General features: G+C 40.3%; 13 protein-coding genes. 8 read left to right on the top strand and 5 right to left on the bottom strand.

Translation table 11 applies throughout. The features are described from left to right. Entirely contained in the window at positions 1 to 525 is a 525-nt protein-coding gene (locus tag BW935_RS08815) for a hypothetical protein (protein WP_076500669.1), read from the bottom strand. 244 nt (positions 526 to 769) lie between these two features. On the opposite strand from BW935_RS08815, the gene BW935_RS08810 reads away from it, so the two are divergent. The 6 genes from BW935_RS08810 (at position 770) to BW935_RS08785 (ending at position 10,128) form a co-directional block, all read left to right on the top strand. Then, complete coding sequence (locus BW935_RS08810) at positions 770 to 1,150, top strand: HYC_CC_PP family protein (RefSeq protein ID WP_076500667.1); 381 nt, start codon at positions 770 to 772, stop codon at positions 1,148 to 1,150. A 255-nt stretch (positions 1,151 to 1,405) separates the two neighbouring features. Further along, complete coding sequence (locus BW935_RS08805; protein ID WP_076500665.1) at positions 1,406 to 5,272, top strand: efflux RND transporter permease subunit; 3,867 nt, start codon at positions 1,406 to 1,408, stop codon at positions 5,270 to 5,272. Positions 5,273 to 5,497: 225 nt separating this feature from the next. Further along, positions 5,498 to 5,890 (top strand): four helix bundle protein, encoded by a 393-nt coding sequence (locus tag BW935_RS08800; RefSeq protein WP_076500663.1) that lies wholly within the window; start codon positions 5,498 to 5,500, stop codon positions 5,888 to 5,890. After that, the gene (locus BW935_RS08795) at positions 5,887 to 7,413 is read left to right on the top strand and encodes a TolC family protein (RefSeq protein ID WP_076500661.1); all 1,527 of its coding nucleotides are present in this window, start codon (positions 5,887 to 5,889) and stop codon (positions 7,411 to 7,413) included. Before BW935_RS08800 ends, BW935_RS08795 begins: the two co-directional genes overlap by 4 nt. Positions 7,414 to 7,566: 153 nt before the next feature. Then, on the top strand, positions 7,567 to 9,330 hold the full coding sequence (locus BW935_RS08790) for an efflux RND transporter periplasmic adaptor subunit (RefSeq protein ID WP_076500659.1): 1,764 nt from the start codon (positions 7,567 to 7,569) through the stop codon (positions 9,328 to 9,330). Between the two features lie 210 nt (positions 9,331 to 9,540). After that, on the top strand, positions 9,541 to 10,128 hold the full coding sequence (locus BW935_RS08785) for a DUF2911 domain-containing protein (protein ID WP_076500657.1): 588 nt from the start codon (positions 9,541 to 9,543) through the stop codon (positions 10,126 to 10,128). Here the strand turns inward: BW935_RS08785 and BW935_RS08780 are convergent. Continuing rightward, positions 10,125 to 11,153 (bottom strand): PAS domain-containing protein, encoded by a 1,029-nt coding sequence (locus tag BW935_RS08780; protein WP_076500655.1) that lies wholly within the window; start codon positions 11,151 to 11,153, stop codon positions 10,125 to 10,127. The two genes, BW935_RS08785 and BW935_RS08780, sit on opposite strands and share 4 nt — an antisense overlap. A gap of 122 nt (positions 11,154 to 11,275) precedes the next feature. Here BW935_RS08780 and BW935_RS08775 point away from each other — a divergent pair, with 122 nt between their 5' ends. Then, entirely contained in the window at positions 11,276 to 11,875 is a 600-nt protein-coding gene (locus BW935_RS08775; protein ID WP_076500653.1) for an HD domain-containing protein, read from the top strand. 83 nt (positions 11,876 to 11,958) lie between these two features. Here BW935_RS08775 and BW935_RS08770 read toward each other — a convergent pair whose 3' ends face one another. Then, complete coding sequence (locus tag BW935_RS08770) at positions 11,959 to 12,570, bottom strand: DUF4494 domain-containing protein (RefSeq protein WP_076500651.1); 612 nt, start codon at positions 12,568 to 12,570, stop codon at positions 11,959 to 11,961. A gap of 155 nt (positions 12,571 to 12,725) precedes the next feature. On the opposite strand from BW935_RS08770, the gene BW935_RS08765 reads away from it, so the two are divergent. Then, positions 12,726 to 15,014, top strand: a complete 2,289-nt coding sequence (locus BW935_RS08765) for a patatin-like phospholipase family protein (protein WP_076500649.1) — start codon at positions 12,726 to 12,728, stop codon at positions 15,012 to 15,014. 2 nt (positions 15,015 to 15,016) lie between these two features. Here BW935_RS08765 and BW935_RS08760 read toward each other — a convergent pair whose 3' ends face one another. Next, on the bottom strand, positions 15,017 to 17,032 hold the full coding sequence (locus tag BW935_RS08760) for a monovalent cation:proton antiporter family protein (RefSeq protein ID WP_076500647.1): 2,016 nt from the start codon (positions 17,030 to 17,032) through the stop codon (positions 15,017 to 15,019). Between the two features lie 275 nt (positions 17,033 to 17,307). Next, positions 17,308 to 17,787 (bottom strand): Mpo1 family 2-hydroxy fatty acid dioxygenase, encoded by a 480-nt coding sequence (locus BW935_RS08755; protein WP_076500645.1) that lies wholly within the window; start codon positions 17,785 to 17,787, stop codon positions 17,308 to 17,310. Between the last annotated feature and the right edge of the window lie 84 nt (positions 17,788 to 17,871).

The following is a 17,871-nucleotide window of genomic DNA, read 5'->3' as shown; positions in this document are numbered from 1 at the left end:
CTATTTATCCTCTTTGAAAACAGGTGATTTCTTGAAAGGAAGGACTATACTATTATCCCAATTGGCGATTACTTTGTGAATATTGTATTCATTCAAAGAGGAAGTTTCAACGACATACCATTTGGAATTTCCTTCTGTTCCGACAGCAATCAAATAACTTTCTGCAGTGACTTTACCGCCTGGTACTTTACTGACTGTTAAAGTAGGAATCAGGACATGTGTTTCTGATTTAGTTTTAGCTTGTTCGATTTCTTCTTTGATTTTGAATTCTTGAAGTAAGATTCCCTTGGCTCTTTGATTGTCGTGAATTTTGGATAATGCACTCCGCATACGTTCGCGTCCCCCTGCCTGTTCGATTAGGTCTGGAAGTGTAAGGTTGATCAGTGTTTCATAATCATCACACATCTTGGCTGTAAAATATGCCTCTGTCGCATCTATAGCACCTTGATCGACTTGTGCTTTCGTGGTTTGACTGAACAAGGTGATTGAAAATAAGCTTATTATAAATGGTATATATGTTTTCATAGGTTTTTGGAGTGATTTTAAACTCTTAAATATATTTAAAATAGATCAATACAAAAATCTAAAAGGCCACAACGGAATTCTTTTTGGATTTCCATATTTAATGTCATCAGAGGTATCAAAACTGTTTTTGACTCATTATTCGTTTCTGTCTTTTCATAGATAGGTTGCATATTATTAAATCAAACAAAAATTATATACATTTATCAATCAAAACTTTCATACCTTTGTATCGTAATAGTTCATCGTGAAGTCATTTATCAAAATAGCACTCCTTGTTTTCTATGTGTTTTTTAACGCAGGGTTGAGCTATTCCATGCATTTTTGTGAAGATGATTTTCAGAGGATTAATGTTTTTGCGGAGTATAAATCCTGCTGTGAGGCCAATACTCCAATGCAGGGTTGTTGCGATGATGTCTCCAATCTGGAGCTTCCGAATTCCGATCAGCAGGTTTCCGATGTTTTGAATTTCCAACCTCAGACTTTCGAATTATTGAATGCTGAGTTTTCATTTGAATTGCCCCTGAATTTTATTGTTTTTGACGAGAAAACAGCTTTTGCTGATTCCTCTCCCCCTATATTTCACAATACGCCGATTTATATTTTTTGTCAGGTATTTCTGATTTGATTTTTTTGTTTCACGCAAAGACGCTAAGGCGCAAAGACCGCAAAGAATTATTTATTGCATCTAGTTTAGGTTGAAGACCTGTCAGGTTTTCAAAACCTGACGGGTCTAGCCATAGCTTTATCCGCTATTTCCCTTTTATCAAAATAATAGGTTTACTTTGGGGTTTAAGTATCTACAAGTATCAGAATATCAATTAATTTCTGATTCTAAAAATCAAAAGTTCAATCAGAAAAACAGCATTTAGTCCAAGAAACTATGCTCAATAAAACCATAAAATTCTTCCTCGAAAATAAACTGGTCACCGTCATCCTACTTGTCCTCGTCGTGGCATGGGGAATAGTGACTGCTCCTTTCAATTGGAACACCGGTTTTCTTCCCAATGACCCTGTGCCGGTCGATGCCATTCCGGATATCGGGGAAAATCAGCAAATCGTATTTACCGATTGGATGGGACGCTCTCCTCAGGATGTGGAGGATCAGATTACCTATCCGCTGACTACTTCCCTTTTGGGAATGCCAGGGGTCAAATCCATTCGAAGCACTTCCATGTTCGGGTTCTCTTCCATCTATATCATCTTCGAAGAGGATATTGAGTTCTACTGGAGCCGATCCAGGATTTTGGAAAAACTCAATTCACTTCCCTCAGGATTGCTACCCGAGGGGGTGCAACCCAAACTCGGGCCAGATGCCACAGGTCTTGGGCAAGTATATTTTTATACACTTGAAGGAAGAGATGAAAATGGCAATCCAGTCGGTGGTTGGGACCTGCACGAACTCCGTAGCATTCAGGATTATTATGTGCGCTATGGACTCGCAGGTACAGAAGGAGTTGCTGAGGTAGCGACCATAGGAGGGCATGTCAAGGAATATCAGGTGGACCTGGATCCTGTGGCCATGAAGGCCCACAACGTCTCCATGATGCAGGTGATGAATGCCATCAAGCAATCCAACCTCGATATCGGCGCCAATACCATGGAGATCAATCAGGTGGAATTTATCGTCAGAGGCTTGGGCTATGTGAAGTCTCTGGAGGATATCGAAAAGGCGGTAGTCAAAACCAGCAACAATGTACCCTTGAGAATCAGGGATATTGCCAAAGTGAATATTGGGCCGGCAAGCAGGGCGGAAAGGGCTATTTTGGATAAAGGTGGTGCTGAAGCAGTAGGTGGCGTGGTAGTAGCTCGCTATGGGGATAATCCCCTTCAAGTAATTGATGCCCTCAAAGCTAAAATCGATGAAATCTCTCCTGGACTTCCGAGCAAAACGCTGGAAGATGGTACGGTCTCCAAGGTGACTATTGTGCCTTTCTATGACCGTTCTGGCCTGATCAAGGAAACCCTGAATACGCTTAATGAAGCCATCAGCTTGCAGATTTTGATCACCATTATTGTGATTATGGTGATGGTGTATAATCTGCGGGCTTCGATTTTGATCTCTGCATTGTTGCCATTGGCAGTTTTGATGTGCTTTATCATGATGAAGTATGTGGGGGTGGATGCGAATATAGTGGCGCTATCTGGGATTGCCATTGCCATCGGAACCATGGTGGATTTGGGGATTATTTTGAATGAAAATATCCTTCGCCATCTAGAAGAATCGGATGATAAAAAATCCAAACTACAAGTAATTTACGATGCGACTACAGAGGTGAGTTCTGCGATCTTGACGGCTGTGATGACTACGATTGTCAGCTTCTTGCCTGTATTTACTTTGCAGGCAGCAGAAGGGAAGTTGTTCGGGCCATTGGCGTATACCAAGACCTTTGCTTTGATCGCTGCCTTGATCTTTACTTTGGTATTCATGCCGGCTTTTGCCCATTGGGTGTTTGGTGCGAAGGTGAAGTCCAAGAATTATAAGATGGTGCTAAATATAGCCATGGCAGTTTTGGGCTTTGTGCTGCTTTTCTACTTCCCTTGGGCAGGTTGGGTCTTGTTGGCTTTTGCGGTCAATCATTTGATCCACCACTTTTTCCCAAAACAAACCAGAGAAGGACAATACAAAAATCAGATTGCCATGCTGATAGCTGTGGTGGCAGTATCCGTTTTATTGGCGATTGAATGGAGGCCTTTGGGTTTGACCCAATCTGTATTCGTTAACTTTATTTTTATTGGTCTGGTAGTGGGTTTGGTTTTGGGTCTTTTCTCTTTATTCATCAAATATTATGCTCACATGCTGAAATGGTGTTTGGAGCATGCTAGAGTTTTTCTTCTACTTCCTGCATTGGTTATCCTATTTGCTACCAATATCTGGCTCGGATTCAATAGTGTTTTTGGCTTTGTCGCCAAAGGTTTCGATCAGGTGGGGTGGAATATCCGAACAACTTCTGTTTGGTCAGGTCTTTGCCATGCACTACCGGGAATGGGCAAGGAATTTATGCCTGCCTTGAATGAAGGTTCTTTCCTCTTGATGCCTACCTCTATGCCTCACTCCGGCGTGGAGGCCAATATGCAGATTGTGAAACAGCTTGACATGTTGGTGCAGGCCATTCCGGAGGTGGAAATGGTGGTTGGAAAAGCAGGCCGTGCGGAAAGCCCGCTTGATCCCGCTCCCATGTCTATGTATGAAAACATCATCAATTACAAGACCGAATACCTACAGGATAATGATGCCCGCAAGCTCCGATTTGAAGTAGATCGAGAGGGGAATTATCAGCTTGAAGTTAATGGTAAGACTTGGTGGTATGACCGTCAGGATGGAGCTATTTGGGATGAAGAAAAGAATTACATGGAGGAATCCCAGCGCAGGTCGGTGATTAGAAATGTCGCCAAATACTTGGTGCCAAATGAAAGACGTGGTCAATACTTCCGTCAGTGGAGGGATGAAATCCGCACGCCTGATGATATCTGGGATGAAATCCAGGTGCGAACCTCCAATCTTCCTGGGGTAACTTCCGCACCTAAACTCCAGCCTATCGAAACCCGCTTGGTGATGTTGCAGACGGGAATGCGTGCTCCTATGGGGATGAAAGTGTATGGTCCAGATTTGGAAACCATAGAGGATTTCAGCTTGAAGTTGGAGTCGGTGTTGAAAGAAGTGCCTTCCGTAAAGTCTGAGGCAGTTTTTGCAGACCGTTCTTTGGGCAAGCCGTATTTGGAGATTGATTTGGATAGAACCCAACTGGGTAGGTTTGGGCTGAATATTGCCGATGTGCAGGAATTTATCGAAGTGGCTATAGGAGGAATGACCTTGAGCACAACGGTGGAAGGCAGGGAGCGCTATGCCATCCGTGCCCGATATGCCAGAGAGTACAGGGATGATCCCGAAGCTTTGAAGCGGATTTTGGTCAGCACGCCTACAGGTGCACAGATACCTTTGGGTCAGTTGGCAGAGATCAATTACAGACCTGGCCCCATGATGATCCGTGGGGAAAACACCTTCTTGGTGGGTTATGTGCTTTTTGATAGGCGAGATGGCTTTGCTGAGGGTTCAGTGGTAGATGATGCGCGAAACTTTATCCAGCAAAAAATTGACAGCGGTGAGTTGAAAGTACCTACCGGGGTATCCTACACTTTCTCCGGAAGTTACGAAAATCAGATCCGTGCTGAGAAGCGTTTGGCGATAGTGATACCGCTATGTTTGGCCGTGATTTTCCTGATTCTTTACTTTCAGTTCAAGTCTACTGCCATGGTTTTGATGATCTTCTCAGCCATTGCCATGGCTTTCTCAGGAGGCTTTATGATGCTGTGGTTATATGGGCAGGACTGGTTCTTTGATTTCAGTTTCCTCGGAACAAATATGCGGGAACTATTCCAGATGCGCACCTTCAATCTCTCTGTGGCAGTCTGGGTAGGGTTTATCGCCCTCTTTGGTATCGCTACCGATGATGGGGTTGTGATGGGTACCTATCTAAAACAAAGCTTCGAAAAAATCCAGCCAGAGAATGCCAAAGAAGTACGAAAAGCAGTCTTGGAAGCTGGACTGAAAAGGGTTAGACCTTGCCTGATGACAACAGCAACTACATTATTGGCCTTGCTTCCAGTATTGACAAGTTCAGGCCGAGGCTCCGACATCATGATTCCCATGGCCATTCCAGCATTTGGGGGGATGACGGTGGCGCTTATCTCACTATTTATTGTGCCGGTGCTTTATGGGAAACTTAGGGAGTATCAGATAAGGAGATAGATTTAGAATTGATATTAATGGATATTGGATATTGGTGGATATTGGTTTGGTTATCAAACGTTTATTTGGTTATGGGAAAGTGCTTATGGGTTTTGATGGATATTCATTGATATTAGATATTGGGCTGGTCTTCAGGCGTTTAATTTGAATATTTAGCTGGTTGGCAATTGAGGAGATGGGGTAAATGTTATTAGTAGTCTTTGGTTTAAGTAATCTTTTAATGATATGGAAGAGAAAAAGGGGTATATAAAATTGGAGGATTTGGAGGTGTATAAATTGTCTAGACAGCTGTCGCGGAAGGGATGGGTTATTTATAAAAAAATGGATTGGCAGACACGGAAAATAATTGGTGATCAATTTATTGAATCGACGGATTCTATTGGGGCAAATATAGCTGAGTCCTATGGTCGTTTTCATTACCTGGATAGAATCAGGTTTCTCTACAATAGCAGAGGTTCTATGATTGAGTCCGCAAATCACTGGTTAAGCTTGATGCTTGAAAGAGAAATTATTTCAAAGGAGGAGTTTGATGACTTCAAGCAATTATCTGACAAACTTTCACTCAAACTCAACAACTACATTCAATCTATTTACAATTCAAAAAAAGAATTGAAATGAACAGATTTACAGAAAAATATTGCCTATCCGAATGCCTGAAATCAAAGGAACAGCTTAAAGCTCTGGTACAATATCAATCAATATCCAATATCCACAAATATCTATTCCTAGTGTTTATTTGGCTGTTGAATATAGGATTAGCCCAAGGTCAAACTTTAGACCAATACCTAGAAGAAGCAGCTGAAAATAATCCAGGACTTCAAGCATCTTTTAAAGGGTATCAGGCTTCATTAGAAAAAACAAACCAAGTAAGTCTTGAATCACCCCAATTAAATATCGGTGTATTTACTAGACCTATGGAATTGCTGATGGGGAATCAGCGGGCAGAGGCTTCGGTGATGCAGATGTTTCCTTGGTTTGGGATGCTCAGGACGCAGAAGGATGAAGCTACCCTGATGGCGGGAGCCAAATACGAGGAATTCAGACAGCAGCGTAATGTGCTTCTGTATCAGGTCAAGGAAACCTACTTCCAATTACAGCAATTGCAAAATACCATTGACATCACCGTATCCAATTTGGAGATTTTGAAATCATTGGAGCAATTGGCCATCATCCGCTATCAGGGAGGAAGTACTTCTGAGGCTGTTTCATCTGTTTCATCAGCGGTAAGGAGGCCAGCACGGACGATGCAGCAGGGCAGTGGAGATGATGGGATGGGCATGGGAGGTGGAGGTTCTTCCGCTGCTTCCTCGGGGCAATCTTCAGGTGCAGCCATGAACAGTATGGGTTCGGGTGGAGGTTCCGGTAAACTCACGGATGTACTCCGACTGCAAGTTCAGATCAAGGCTTTAGAGTCTGATTTGGAACAGTTGGAGGTAGACAAACGCCCATTGACAGTAAAATTCAATCAACTGTTAGGCAGGGATAAAAATGAAGCCATAGCTATAGAAAGCCAGTTAGAAAGTCAAAAGTCCATTGGCTGGGAAGTGGAAATGCTCGAGCAAATCCTGGATACCAATCCCATGCTGTTGATGCTGGAAAAAGAAGGGTTGGCCTATCAGAAGCAAGGTGAAATGGCCAAATTGGAAGGTAAACCCATGTTTGGATTGGGGTTGAATTATATGGTATTTTCTCCAAGACCTGAAATGGGCGTGCCTGGAGGTATGGGTGGAATGGATTACATGCCAGCTGGTATGGGCAACAACATGATCATGCCGATGGCAACGGTTTCCCTGCCGATTTACCGCAAAAAGTACAAAGCCATGGAGGCAGAATCCAAGCTTTACTGGGAAGCAAACGAGCGTCAGAAGGAAGATCTGCAAAGAAATTTGGAGACCGAGTTTGAAACCATATTGGTAGCCATCAAAGATGCTGACCGTAAAATCCGACTCTTACAAGATCAAATTGAATTGACCGAGCAAACACTGGAGCTCTCCGTGACTTCATACGCAACGGAAGGTAGTTCCTTCGAAGAGATCCTGAGCATCCAAAGAGAATTACTGGATTTCAGGTTGAATTTGCTGAATACGAGGATTGGGAGGGAGATTCAGTTGGCGAGATTAGAAACGTTGGTTGGGGTGTGAAATTGATATTAATGGATATTAATGGATACTGATTGATATTTGGATATTGGATATTAGGGTTCTGACTGGTTGCACCCCAATATCCATTAATATCTAATATCCATCAATATCTATCATCAAAAGGAATTATGGTTAGACTTTAAAAAAGGTATAATGATCAAAAATAAGCAAATAGTAATCGTAATCCTCAGCTGTCTTCTTTTTGGAGGGGTAGCGGGATATCTGATTCGTGGAGGAGGAGAAGAGCATCCTGACCACGAGCATACGCATATTGACGAAAACGGTGTGGAATATACTTGCTCTATGCACCCGCAAATCCGTCAAAATGAACCTGGGCAATGTCCGCTTTGCGGTATGGCACTTACTCCAGTCAGCAATAAAAAGGGCGGAGAATCCAGTCCTTTTGTGTTGGAAATGACTCCCGAGGCAGTTGCATTATCCAATGTGCAGACCACTAGGGTGAAATCTGGATCAGGTTCAGGAAAACTAACTCTGACCGGGAAAATTCAAGCCAACGAACAGCGGGTCAAAAGCCTTACCGCCAATTATGCGGGAAGGGTGGACCAGTTATTTGTCAACTTTACCGGGCAGGAGATCAGAAGGGGTGAAAAATTAGCGACCCTCTACTCCCCTGAACTGGTCAATGCCCAAAAGGAATTGTTGGAAACGGCCAAAATCAAAGAGCGCCAACCGGCCTTGTACCAAGCTGCTAAAGAAAAACTGAGACTTTGGAAGATTTCAGAGGAGCAAATTGCTGCTATAGAAAGTTCAGGTCAGGTTCAGACCCAATTTGATGTCTATGCTGATGTGGCGGGTGTGGTGACAGCAAGAAATATTGCAGTGGGAGATTTTGTGAGTAGGGGATCGGCTTTGTTTGAAATCATTGATTTAAGTAATGTTTGGGTCATTCTTGACGCTTATGAATCTGATCTCGGGGCAATTCGCAAAGGAGATGATTTGAGTTTCTCGGTTTCTGCTTATCCTGGAAGGGAGTTCAAGGCCAAGGTGACTTATATCGACCCTGTCTTGAATCCTGATACCCGAACTGTAGGCGTCAGGGCAGAAGCAGTAAACAGGAATTTTGAGTTGAAGCCAGAGATGTTTGTCTCAGCCAATATCTCTACTGCTCAAGCGGGTCAGTCAGGTTTGATGATTCCAAAGACATCGATACTTTGGACGGGGCCTAGATCGGTGGTCTATGTGCAGGTAGGGGATAAGGAAGCTCCGGCATTTGAGATGCGTGAGGTAGAATTGGGGCCAAGGGTAGGTGAAGACTACTTGGTTTTGTCAGGAGTAGAAGAAGGTGATCAGGTGGTTAGTAATGGGGTTTTTGCCATTGATGCAGCGGCACAGTTGAGTGGAAATTACAGCATGATGACCAGGCCGGAAGTGAAGACTTTGGATACACCGGAAGAGTTTAGAAAACAGCTTACGGCTTTTGTTCAAAGCTATCTTCCCATCAAAGATGCCTTGGTCAAAACCGATGCGGATGCTACCCAAAAAACAATCAGTCCAGCCAAAGCCAGTTTGGCCAAAGTGGATATGAAGCTTTTGGAAGGAAAGGCCCATGATATTTGGATGGAACTGTTGAGACCTATGCAGAGCAGTCTGGATAAAATCACACAGACTTCAGATGTAGAGGAGCAAAGAAAGCATTTCGAGACCCTTTCGGACAACCTGATTGAAGCAGTGGAATACTTTGGTGTAGTGGAAAACACCATTTACCGTCAGTATTGCCCCATGGCCTTCAAAGACCAGGGAGCCTATTGGCTGAGCTCAGAAAAGGAAATCAGAAATCCATATTTCGGGGACATGATGCTGACCTGTGGAGAAGTCAGGGAAGCTTATCAGCCGGGGAAAAGGGTGACTTCTTCATCTGGTAACCAGGCGGAGGTACAGGTGGGGCATCAGCATTAAAATAGATATTGGTTGATATTAAATTGATATTTGGATATTCGTCCGGTAAATTATCGGGCGACCTTCAATATTCAAAAAATTAGTAGTTTATAGGATTAAGATAGTGATTGATATTCCTGGATACTTTGATATAGAGTCTTATGAAATATCCCAATATCTAAATATCAACTAATATCTATATAATTCAAAAGTGAATTTAAACTGGAAAACATGAAAAATAAATTAATCATCGCCGCTCTATTATTAAGTATCTCCTGCACCTCCAACAAGACAGAGGAGAAGGAAGTAGCAAAAGATGAACATGCCCATCATGACCATAGTGCACATGCTGGAGCGTCCAATTCCAAAAGCCCAAGAACGGCAGCCATGGCCAATATTGGGTCCAACCATGTGCACATAGACTATTCTGCACCAAGTGTAAGAGGGAGAGAGATTTTCGGAGGACTCGTGGCCTTTGATGAAGTATGGGTAACCGGGGCACATTCGGCCACCAGTATTTCTTTCAATGAAGGTCTTGAGATTGAGGGGGAAGTGATACCGGCAGGAAAATATGCGCTATTCACGATTCCTCGGAAAGATAGCTGGACCGTTATATTTAATACCAATTATGAACAGCATCTAGCCGATGATTATGATGAAGCGGAAGATGTGGCCAGATTTGAAGTACCATCCGTTAGTTTGGACGAAACTGAAGAACAATTGAAATTTGAAGTGATCAGTAAAGGCGATGGTGGAGGAGAGATTCACTTCAAATGGGCAAATAAAGGATTTAAACTGACAGTGCGATTAGGCAATTAATCATTGTTTTCAAAGTTCTTTTGGTTTAGAGAACTTGAAGAGTGTATGCTGTCTTGTAGTGCCTTATCAAGTTTGAATGCTTCTTCTTTTAATAAAGCCAAGAGTTCTGGGAGTTCCTCAGGACTCTTTTTTGGTTGCATTACTTCGAGTATACCCATGATATTGGCTAGTTTGGACCGCATTAAGTGGGACTGATTGAAAGTAAGTTCTTTCAGGAATTGACTTTGCTTTTCAAGAATAGCCTCAGATTTTTTCTTTTCGGAGACATCAAAGAAGCAACCAACCATGTTGACAGGCTTTCCGTTTTTGTCCCATTTGATCACCTTACCATAGGCGATTGCCCATATTTCCTTACCTAGTAAGGTTCTCACGCGCATTTCACTATGAAATGGAATTTTCCCATAACTAGCAAAATGATCATCTAATTGTTGCAGTACTTTGGTCCTATCTTGTGAGTGAATATGTCTTTGCCATTTGACTTCCGACTTTCCTTCTACTTCATAATCATAGCCAAGCATATATTTGAGAGATACACTCAGTTGGTCTTTTTGGTTTTCTATATCCCAAAGCCAAAAACCAATCAAATTATCTTCAAATAAACCTTCCATGATTTCATTTTTAATCTGGTGTTCGTAGATGAAATTGGGGAATTCTATTGTTTTCTCGTTGTTTTTTAAAATGTCATGACCAATACCAGATATTTTGATTTCTCCTTTGGTATTTGCTTCAATACTAAATTCCCATCTAGTCCAATGAAAGTCTGAGCCATCTGATTTCATCTTTCTGAGGTCAATCTTGAAATTTCTTTCGCTGGTTTCTAATGCATTTTTGAGAGAATTTTGATAATTTAAAAAATCCTTTGGAAATAGAACTTCTTCAAGACTTTGACCAATCAATGAATTCGGAAACAAGGAAAGTTGAGACTTAAGGTTTGGATTTGCATTTTGCAATATCCCATCTTGATCTACTTGGATGAAATAAAAATAATTGGATGCAAAAATCGCGCTTTGGTCAATTGCTGTCATAAGTGGCTAGGTTATGGGTCAAAAGTAATAATTAAATCTATAAACAATAAAACAAAAAGCAAAATAATTGTTGTGAAATACATAAATATATATTTAAAATTAAAAACTTGAATTTTACCAAGATGGAATTAACTCACCCACTAAATAGAACAGAATTTGGATCTTCAGATCATATCGGAAACCTCATGTCAGAAGAGCAAGCCATGGATCTTTTGAGAGATTGGGTAAAGAATGAGAAGCTACTTTTTCATATGCAACAAGTAGGTCATTTATTGAAAAAATATGCAGAATCTAAAGGCTTACCTTCCCAAGAAGTACATTTATGGCACTTATCAGGACTATTGCATGACGCTGATTGGGATCAATGGCCAGATGAGCATTGTAAGAAAATCATTGCAGAGCTAGAGGCAAGAAATCAGGATCCAAGATTGATCAAAGCCATAGCATCACATGGTCCTCGGTATTTTGGTGTAGATCCAGACTCTGAGTTGGATAAAATGCTATATGCATTTGATGAATTATCAGGGTTTGTTCATGCATATTCATTGATGCGTCCTCATGGCTACGATGGTATGGAAATCAAAGGAGTGAAAAAAAGATTAAAGGACAAGAGTTTTGCTGCGCAGGTAAGTAGAGATGATATTTCGGATGCTTCTCAAAGAGCTGCTGTGCCTGTTGAAGATTTAATCCAATTTGTGATTGATCATCAATTGCGTGAATAATAAGAATACTTTAAAAACTAAAAACTGCAAAAGGCCAAATTGAATTTCAAGTTGGCCTTTTGCTTTTATCTTTGAATTAGATTTTATTCTTCTTTGAGATCATTTTCGGAGTCCTCAGCTTCATACTGTGTCAAAGTAGCTTCTTCTTCTTCAATCTCTTCAGTCGGTTGATTGGTTCTTCTAATCTCCTCTCTTCTTTCTTGATCAGCTTTGACCTCACTCAAAGGTTTGAGATTGGCAGGAGGTGGAGGGAGCAATTCTTCATCGTCTTTTTCAAAAGGGAATACTTCTACGATTGGGCTTTCGGTAATTTCAGGGACCCTGAAAGATACAAGCATATTATCTAGACTTTCATAGATCCGATCATACGCTTCCTTTACATCATGTGCCGTCACAAGCATAAATTGCGTCACCTTTTTCTCTTTTCCACTATCAGCATCTGTGATGATATAAGTGATTTTGCATTTGTGCCATACATCGATATCTTCAAAGAAAAACACATCTACGATATTGCTCTTACTGATATTGGTTACTTGAAAGTCCCCTCTAATAACTGAGCCGAGCATATCATAAATCCTAGCTTCAGCCTCTGTAAATGATACAGCATCTACCAGATATTGCTCTGAAACATTTTTCAATAAGCCCTCTTCGTTTTCTTTGGCGTATTTTACTTTACACAGGAACCAAACTCTCATATTTTTTCAATTTTATGCTTGCGAAGGTAAGCTTTATTGACAAAAGCCACAATCTCAATAATGCGATTTACCGTAAAAATTACAAAACCCTTCTTAAGTCGCATTTGCTTGTAGATATCAGGAGAAATACCTTATATTTCTGTCAATAATCACCTATGTGGAATAAAATCTATTATAGTTTCCCAATTCAACTTTTGATCCTTCATCTGAGGAAAAATCTTGCTTTACTATTTCTTTGGGTCATTTTAGCCTTGATTATTTTACAAAAGTTTGGCTCTGTATTAGGTATACCTTATCTATTTCTTGATCCAGAATATCTTAATGAGGTCAGTTGGCAAGGATTTTTTTTGATGGGGATTGCCTTGGGTATTTTTACCATGTCCTTTCATATGACGACCTATATTCTCGATGGTGCAAAATTCAAATTCCTGGCAGTAATTCCGAGACCTTTCATACAGTTTTGTATCAACAATGCTATCATTCCACTGGCTTTTTACATCCTTTATTTATACAGTTTTATCAATTTTCAACTAGACAATGAGCATGAAGCAGGAGAGGTGTTTCAATATTTCCTTGGTTTTGCAGGGGGATCAATACTGATTTATACTTTGATATTTCTCTATTTTGGTTTTACCAATAAGGACTTTTTTATACTCTTTGCAGACTCAGTTGAAAAAAGATTAAAGCGATCAAAAATTCCAAGGGCAAACATGCTCAAGCGGATTCAAGAAAGTAAAGATGCCAAAGATAAAGTACTTGATTACATTGATTACAGGCTTCGAATCGAATTGGTCAGAAGGGATTTATCCAAATTCAAACCTTACCAACTACTTAGGGTATTTGACCAAAATCACCTCAATTTATTTATTATTCAGACGATACTAATTAGTTTGATTTTACTTTTAGGTTTCTTCAGAGATTATCCATTATTACAAATCCCCGCTGCGACGAGTGCGACTTTGCTCTTTGCTGTCATCACCATGTTGGTTGGGGCAGTTGCTTTTTGGCTAAGAGAGTATTCTACTTTAATCATTATTTTGTTCCTAGTTTTATTCAACTCTTTTTCTAATTCCCCAATCTTGAACAGACCTCATGCTGCTATTGGGCTAGACTATGATGTGGAGCCAGTTGTCTATAACATTGCAGCTTTGGAGCAGAATTTACATAAAGACACACTTCAAAAAGATAGAGAAAACACGCTGAGGATTTTAGAAAACTGGAAGGCCAAGTTTCCTCAGGGTAGTAAACCTAGGATGTTGATGATCACTACAAGTGGAGGAGGGCAAAGAGCAGCGCTATGGACTTTGCATGTGTTACAGCAGATACAAAAAGCGTCTAACAATCAAGCCTTTGCTCATACTCAGCTGATCACTGGAGCTTCAGGTGGAACAGTTGGAGCTGCTTTTTTTAGAGAATTGTATCTTAGAGCCCAATTGGGAGAGGATATTGATCCATTAGATAAGAAATATTTAGATCAAATCTCAGCAGATAACTTAAACCCGATTATTTTCACGCTATTGGTCAATGATCTTGTTATTAGAAATCAATATCATGAATACAACGGCCGTAGGTATTTGCAAGACCGTGGATTTGCTTTTGAAAAACAGCTCAATATCAATACTAAAGGGGTATTAGATAAACCTATTTCTGCTTATCGTGATCCAGAAGAACAAAGCCTGATTCCCATGCTACCGGTGACTCCATTGATCACCAATGATGGCCGGAAATTATTGATATCACCGCATTCTATTAGTTATATGGGGGTATCCTTAGGAAGAATAGATGGACCAAATGAAAAAAGCCAAGGAATAGATTTCAAGCGATTTTTCCATCATCAGGACGCTGATAACCTTCATTTTATAAGTGCTTTGAGAATGGGAGCCACATTTCCTTTTATCACCCCGCACATACAATTGCCATCCGAACCGCAGATGGAAGTGATGGACTCAGGCTTGTCTGACAATTTTGGGATGCAAGATGCACTCAGATTTCTTCACGTTTTCAAAGATTGGATCGATCAAAATACCTCAGGCGTCACACTAATTACTATTCGCGATTCTGAAAAATTCTCGGAAATTGACCCAAAACTACCGCCGACTATTTTCCAAAAAATGGCTACTCCATTGAAGAATATTTATATCAATTGGGATAATGTACAGACGTTGAATAATGAGGTATTATACAACAAACACAAAGAATGGCTTCCCTTTGATTTGGATAGGATAGAATTTGAGTACGCTACTACTGATTTTTTGAGGGATAGGGGATTGTTAGTTCAGAATTCAGAAGCTAGTCAGCAAGAAAGAGAGATTCAGAGAGCCTCTCTTAATTGGAGATTGACGGCACGCGAGAAAGTTTCCATTTTGGAAAATATCAATAGCATTCAAAATCGATCAGCATTAGATAAAATCACTAAAATTCAATTTTTAGAAGATCCAAATTGATTTCAATCTATCTCTATTTCTTCTTCGAATTTTTCCAGATTAGCAGGTTTGCCAACTACGTAGACAATATCACCTAATTTGAGTTTCTCTTCACCCGTGATTTCCGCCGTCGTTTTGTCCCCTCTTTTGATGGCGACGATATTGACACCAAACTTCTCCCTTATTTTAGCATCTTTCAGCGATTTATTGATCACATCTCCCGAGTCCTTTTCAACTTTTAAGCTTACAAAATTGATTTGAGGCAAGTCAATTTTGAATTTAGATTGACCCTCCGGAGAAAGTGACCTGAACATCTCGTAATTATCAGACCGGATGTCTAATGTAAACTCCTCGATGTCATGTTTTGGGATCAGATACTTGTCTAAAACTCTAGTGAAAATTTCGATGGATGTTTCAAATTCTTCTGGGATTACTTCGCTAGCTCCTAATTTTAGATTAGCCTCCATCTCACCGACGTATCTTGTCCTGACAATAATATAAGGGTTTTGAGTAATATGTCTTATGGAAGCTATAATTCTCTTGGTAGACTCTGGGTGGGAAATGGCAATAACGGCTACCCTTGCTTTATGGATATTGACATGCTCAAGAACAGCTTCATTTGCTGCATCTCCGTACATGATAGGTTCCCCTTTTAGAGATTCTTGCTTAACTGTTTCAGGGTTTGTTTCAATGATGGCATAAGGAATATTGGCTGATTTGGCAGCTTTTGCAAGGTTTCTTCCATTGAGACCGAAGCCAATGATGACTAAGTGATCTTTTAACTCGTCTGTTTCTATTTCAATATTAGGTAGGTCATTATTGACGAGACGATTAGCTAATCTCTCTGGAAGCGGTAAGTCAAGAATTCCACAGGCAAGATTTTCTCTTTTCTTCAATACAAATGGCGTCACTGTCATGGTCAAAATAGAGATAGCCAGGAAATATTGATATGTCTCAGGATCTAATAAATCATATTTCAACCCCTCTTTAGCAAGCAAAAGAGAAAACTCCCCAACTTGAAAAATAGAAAAGGCAACCATAAAAGCTTCCTTGAATCCTTGGCCTATAGCTTTTACAGAAAAAGCTACTAACAGAAACTTCACAGCAAATGTCAGTAAAGTCAACCCTAGAATAATGAAAATATGCTCCCAAAGAAAAGTGATATCAAATAACATCCCAACAGATACAAAGAAGAAGCTCAAGAATATCTCTCTGAATGGAAGAATTTTTCCAGTTGCATGATGACTATAATCTGATTCGCTAATGATCAATCCAGCCAAAAATGCCCCTAACCCAAGTGATAGCCCTAATAATGATGTCAAATAGGCGACTGCAAAACAAGTCAAAATGATACTCAGAAGGAATAACTCCTCATTTCTGGTCTTGGTAACCCTGAATAGCAATTGTGGTATAATATACTTGGCGCTGACTATGGTAAGCAATACGACCAAGGCTCCTTTGATAGCCAAGTAAAGTAAGGATAAAGCCACATTATCCGATTCGCCCGCGAGCATAGGAGTGAATAGCATCAAAGGCACGATCACCACGTCTTGGAATATCAAGATTGCTAGTGTAGTTCTTCCTGGTATAGTATTGACTTGTCCAGACTCTTGCAAAAGTTTCAAGACTATGGCAGTACTACTGAGGGCAAACAAAAAGCCAAAGAACACGGCCACATTCCAATCAAATCCAAAACTATAGGTCAACAAAGCTGTAGCGCCTATGGTCAACCCAACTTGTAGGGATCCGCCAATGAAAACAGCCTTTTTGATAGAGAGTAAGCTTTTCAGTGAAAACTCCATCCCTATCACAAACAGTAAAAGGATTACACCGACTTCTGAGAGCATTTCTACCGCTGTGGAAGCATTGACTAATGATAAGCCATATGGGCCTGCAAGTGCGCCAGTGAATAGAAATCCAATGATGGTAGGAATCTTGAGTCGCATAAATAGCAAAATCACAAGCGTAGCTAATCCAAAAATGACTACTATGTCAGAAAGTAAGGGGATTTCAGCACTGGCAATGATTAATTCAAGCATAAAAAAGAGTTTAATTAGAATTCAATTCGAAGTTAAAAATAAAATGCGAAATACATGAATCTAATTGGTTCATTGAATTGATGAAATTAATTCCTGTTATGGAAATTCCTTAAATGAATTTCTGAATTCAAACCGGTTGCTAAACTAAATGGGGTGTTTGAAACAATTGATGAACTGATTACAGATCGACTGATAACAAATAATTTTATCCGCAAGAATATTTGTGCTGAATATGTCAAGTGGTATATTTGCAGATAATTGTAATTCCCTATTAATCAATAAGCAAAGCCTAATTTTTTATAGATATAATGCATTAGCCATGCAGGGCCTATCAAAAGGAATTGAACATCTTTGAGAAAGGAAGGTTTCTTGCCTTCGATTTTATGACCATAAAATTGAAATATCCAAGCAATCACAAAAATTCCAATGGAAATCAACCAAAGTGGAATCGGAGATATCAAGGTAATGAGATTGGCAAGTGCTAGGCAGATAGCAGAAAAGAAGAACATACCCAAAGCCAATGGTGGTGAGATAGAAACATAATAGACAAGAACTACAATCAATATTAGCGTAGCCCAATTGGCAAAACTGCCTAAGAATGGGAGGTAACTTTCAAGAACCCCTGATGGGATACTGAAAATCAATCCTACTATGCTGAAGAATATCGCGGGAACACAAATCCAGTGAATGGCTTTGTTGGTTTCATTTTGATGGCTGAGCCCATATTCATGAAGTAGCGTTTCTATTTTTCTCATGATAAGTTTGCGTTTTGTAGTGTGACCTTGCAAAATATGACTTAAATTAATAAATAGTCTTCAAATTTGATGGAACCAAATATA

Origin of the sequence: Belliella pelovolcani (genome assembly GCF_900156785.1) — a bacterium.
GTDB lineage: Bacteria > Bacteroidota > Bacteroidia > Cytophagales > Cyclobacteriaceae > Belliella > Belliella pelovolcani.
This window is presented reverse-complemented; position numbering and strand designations above follow the sequence as displayed.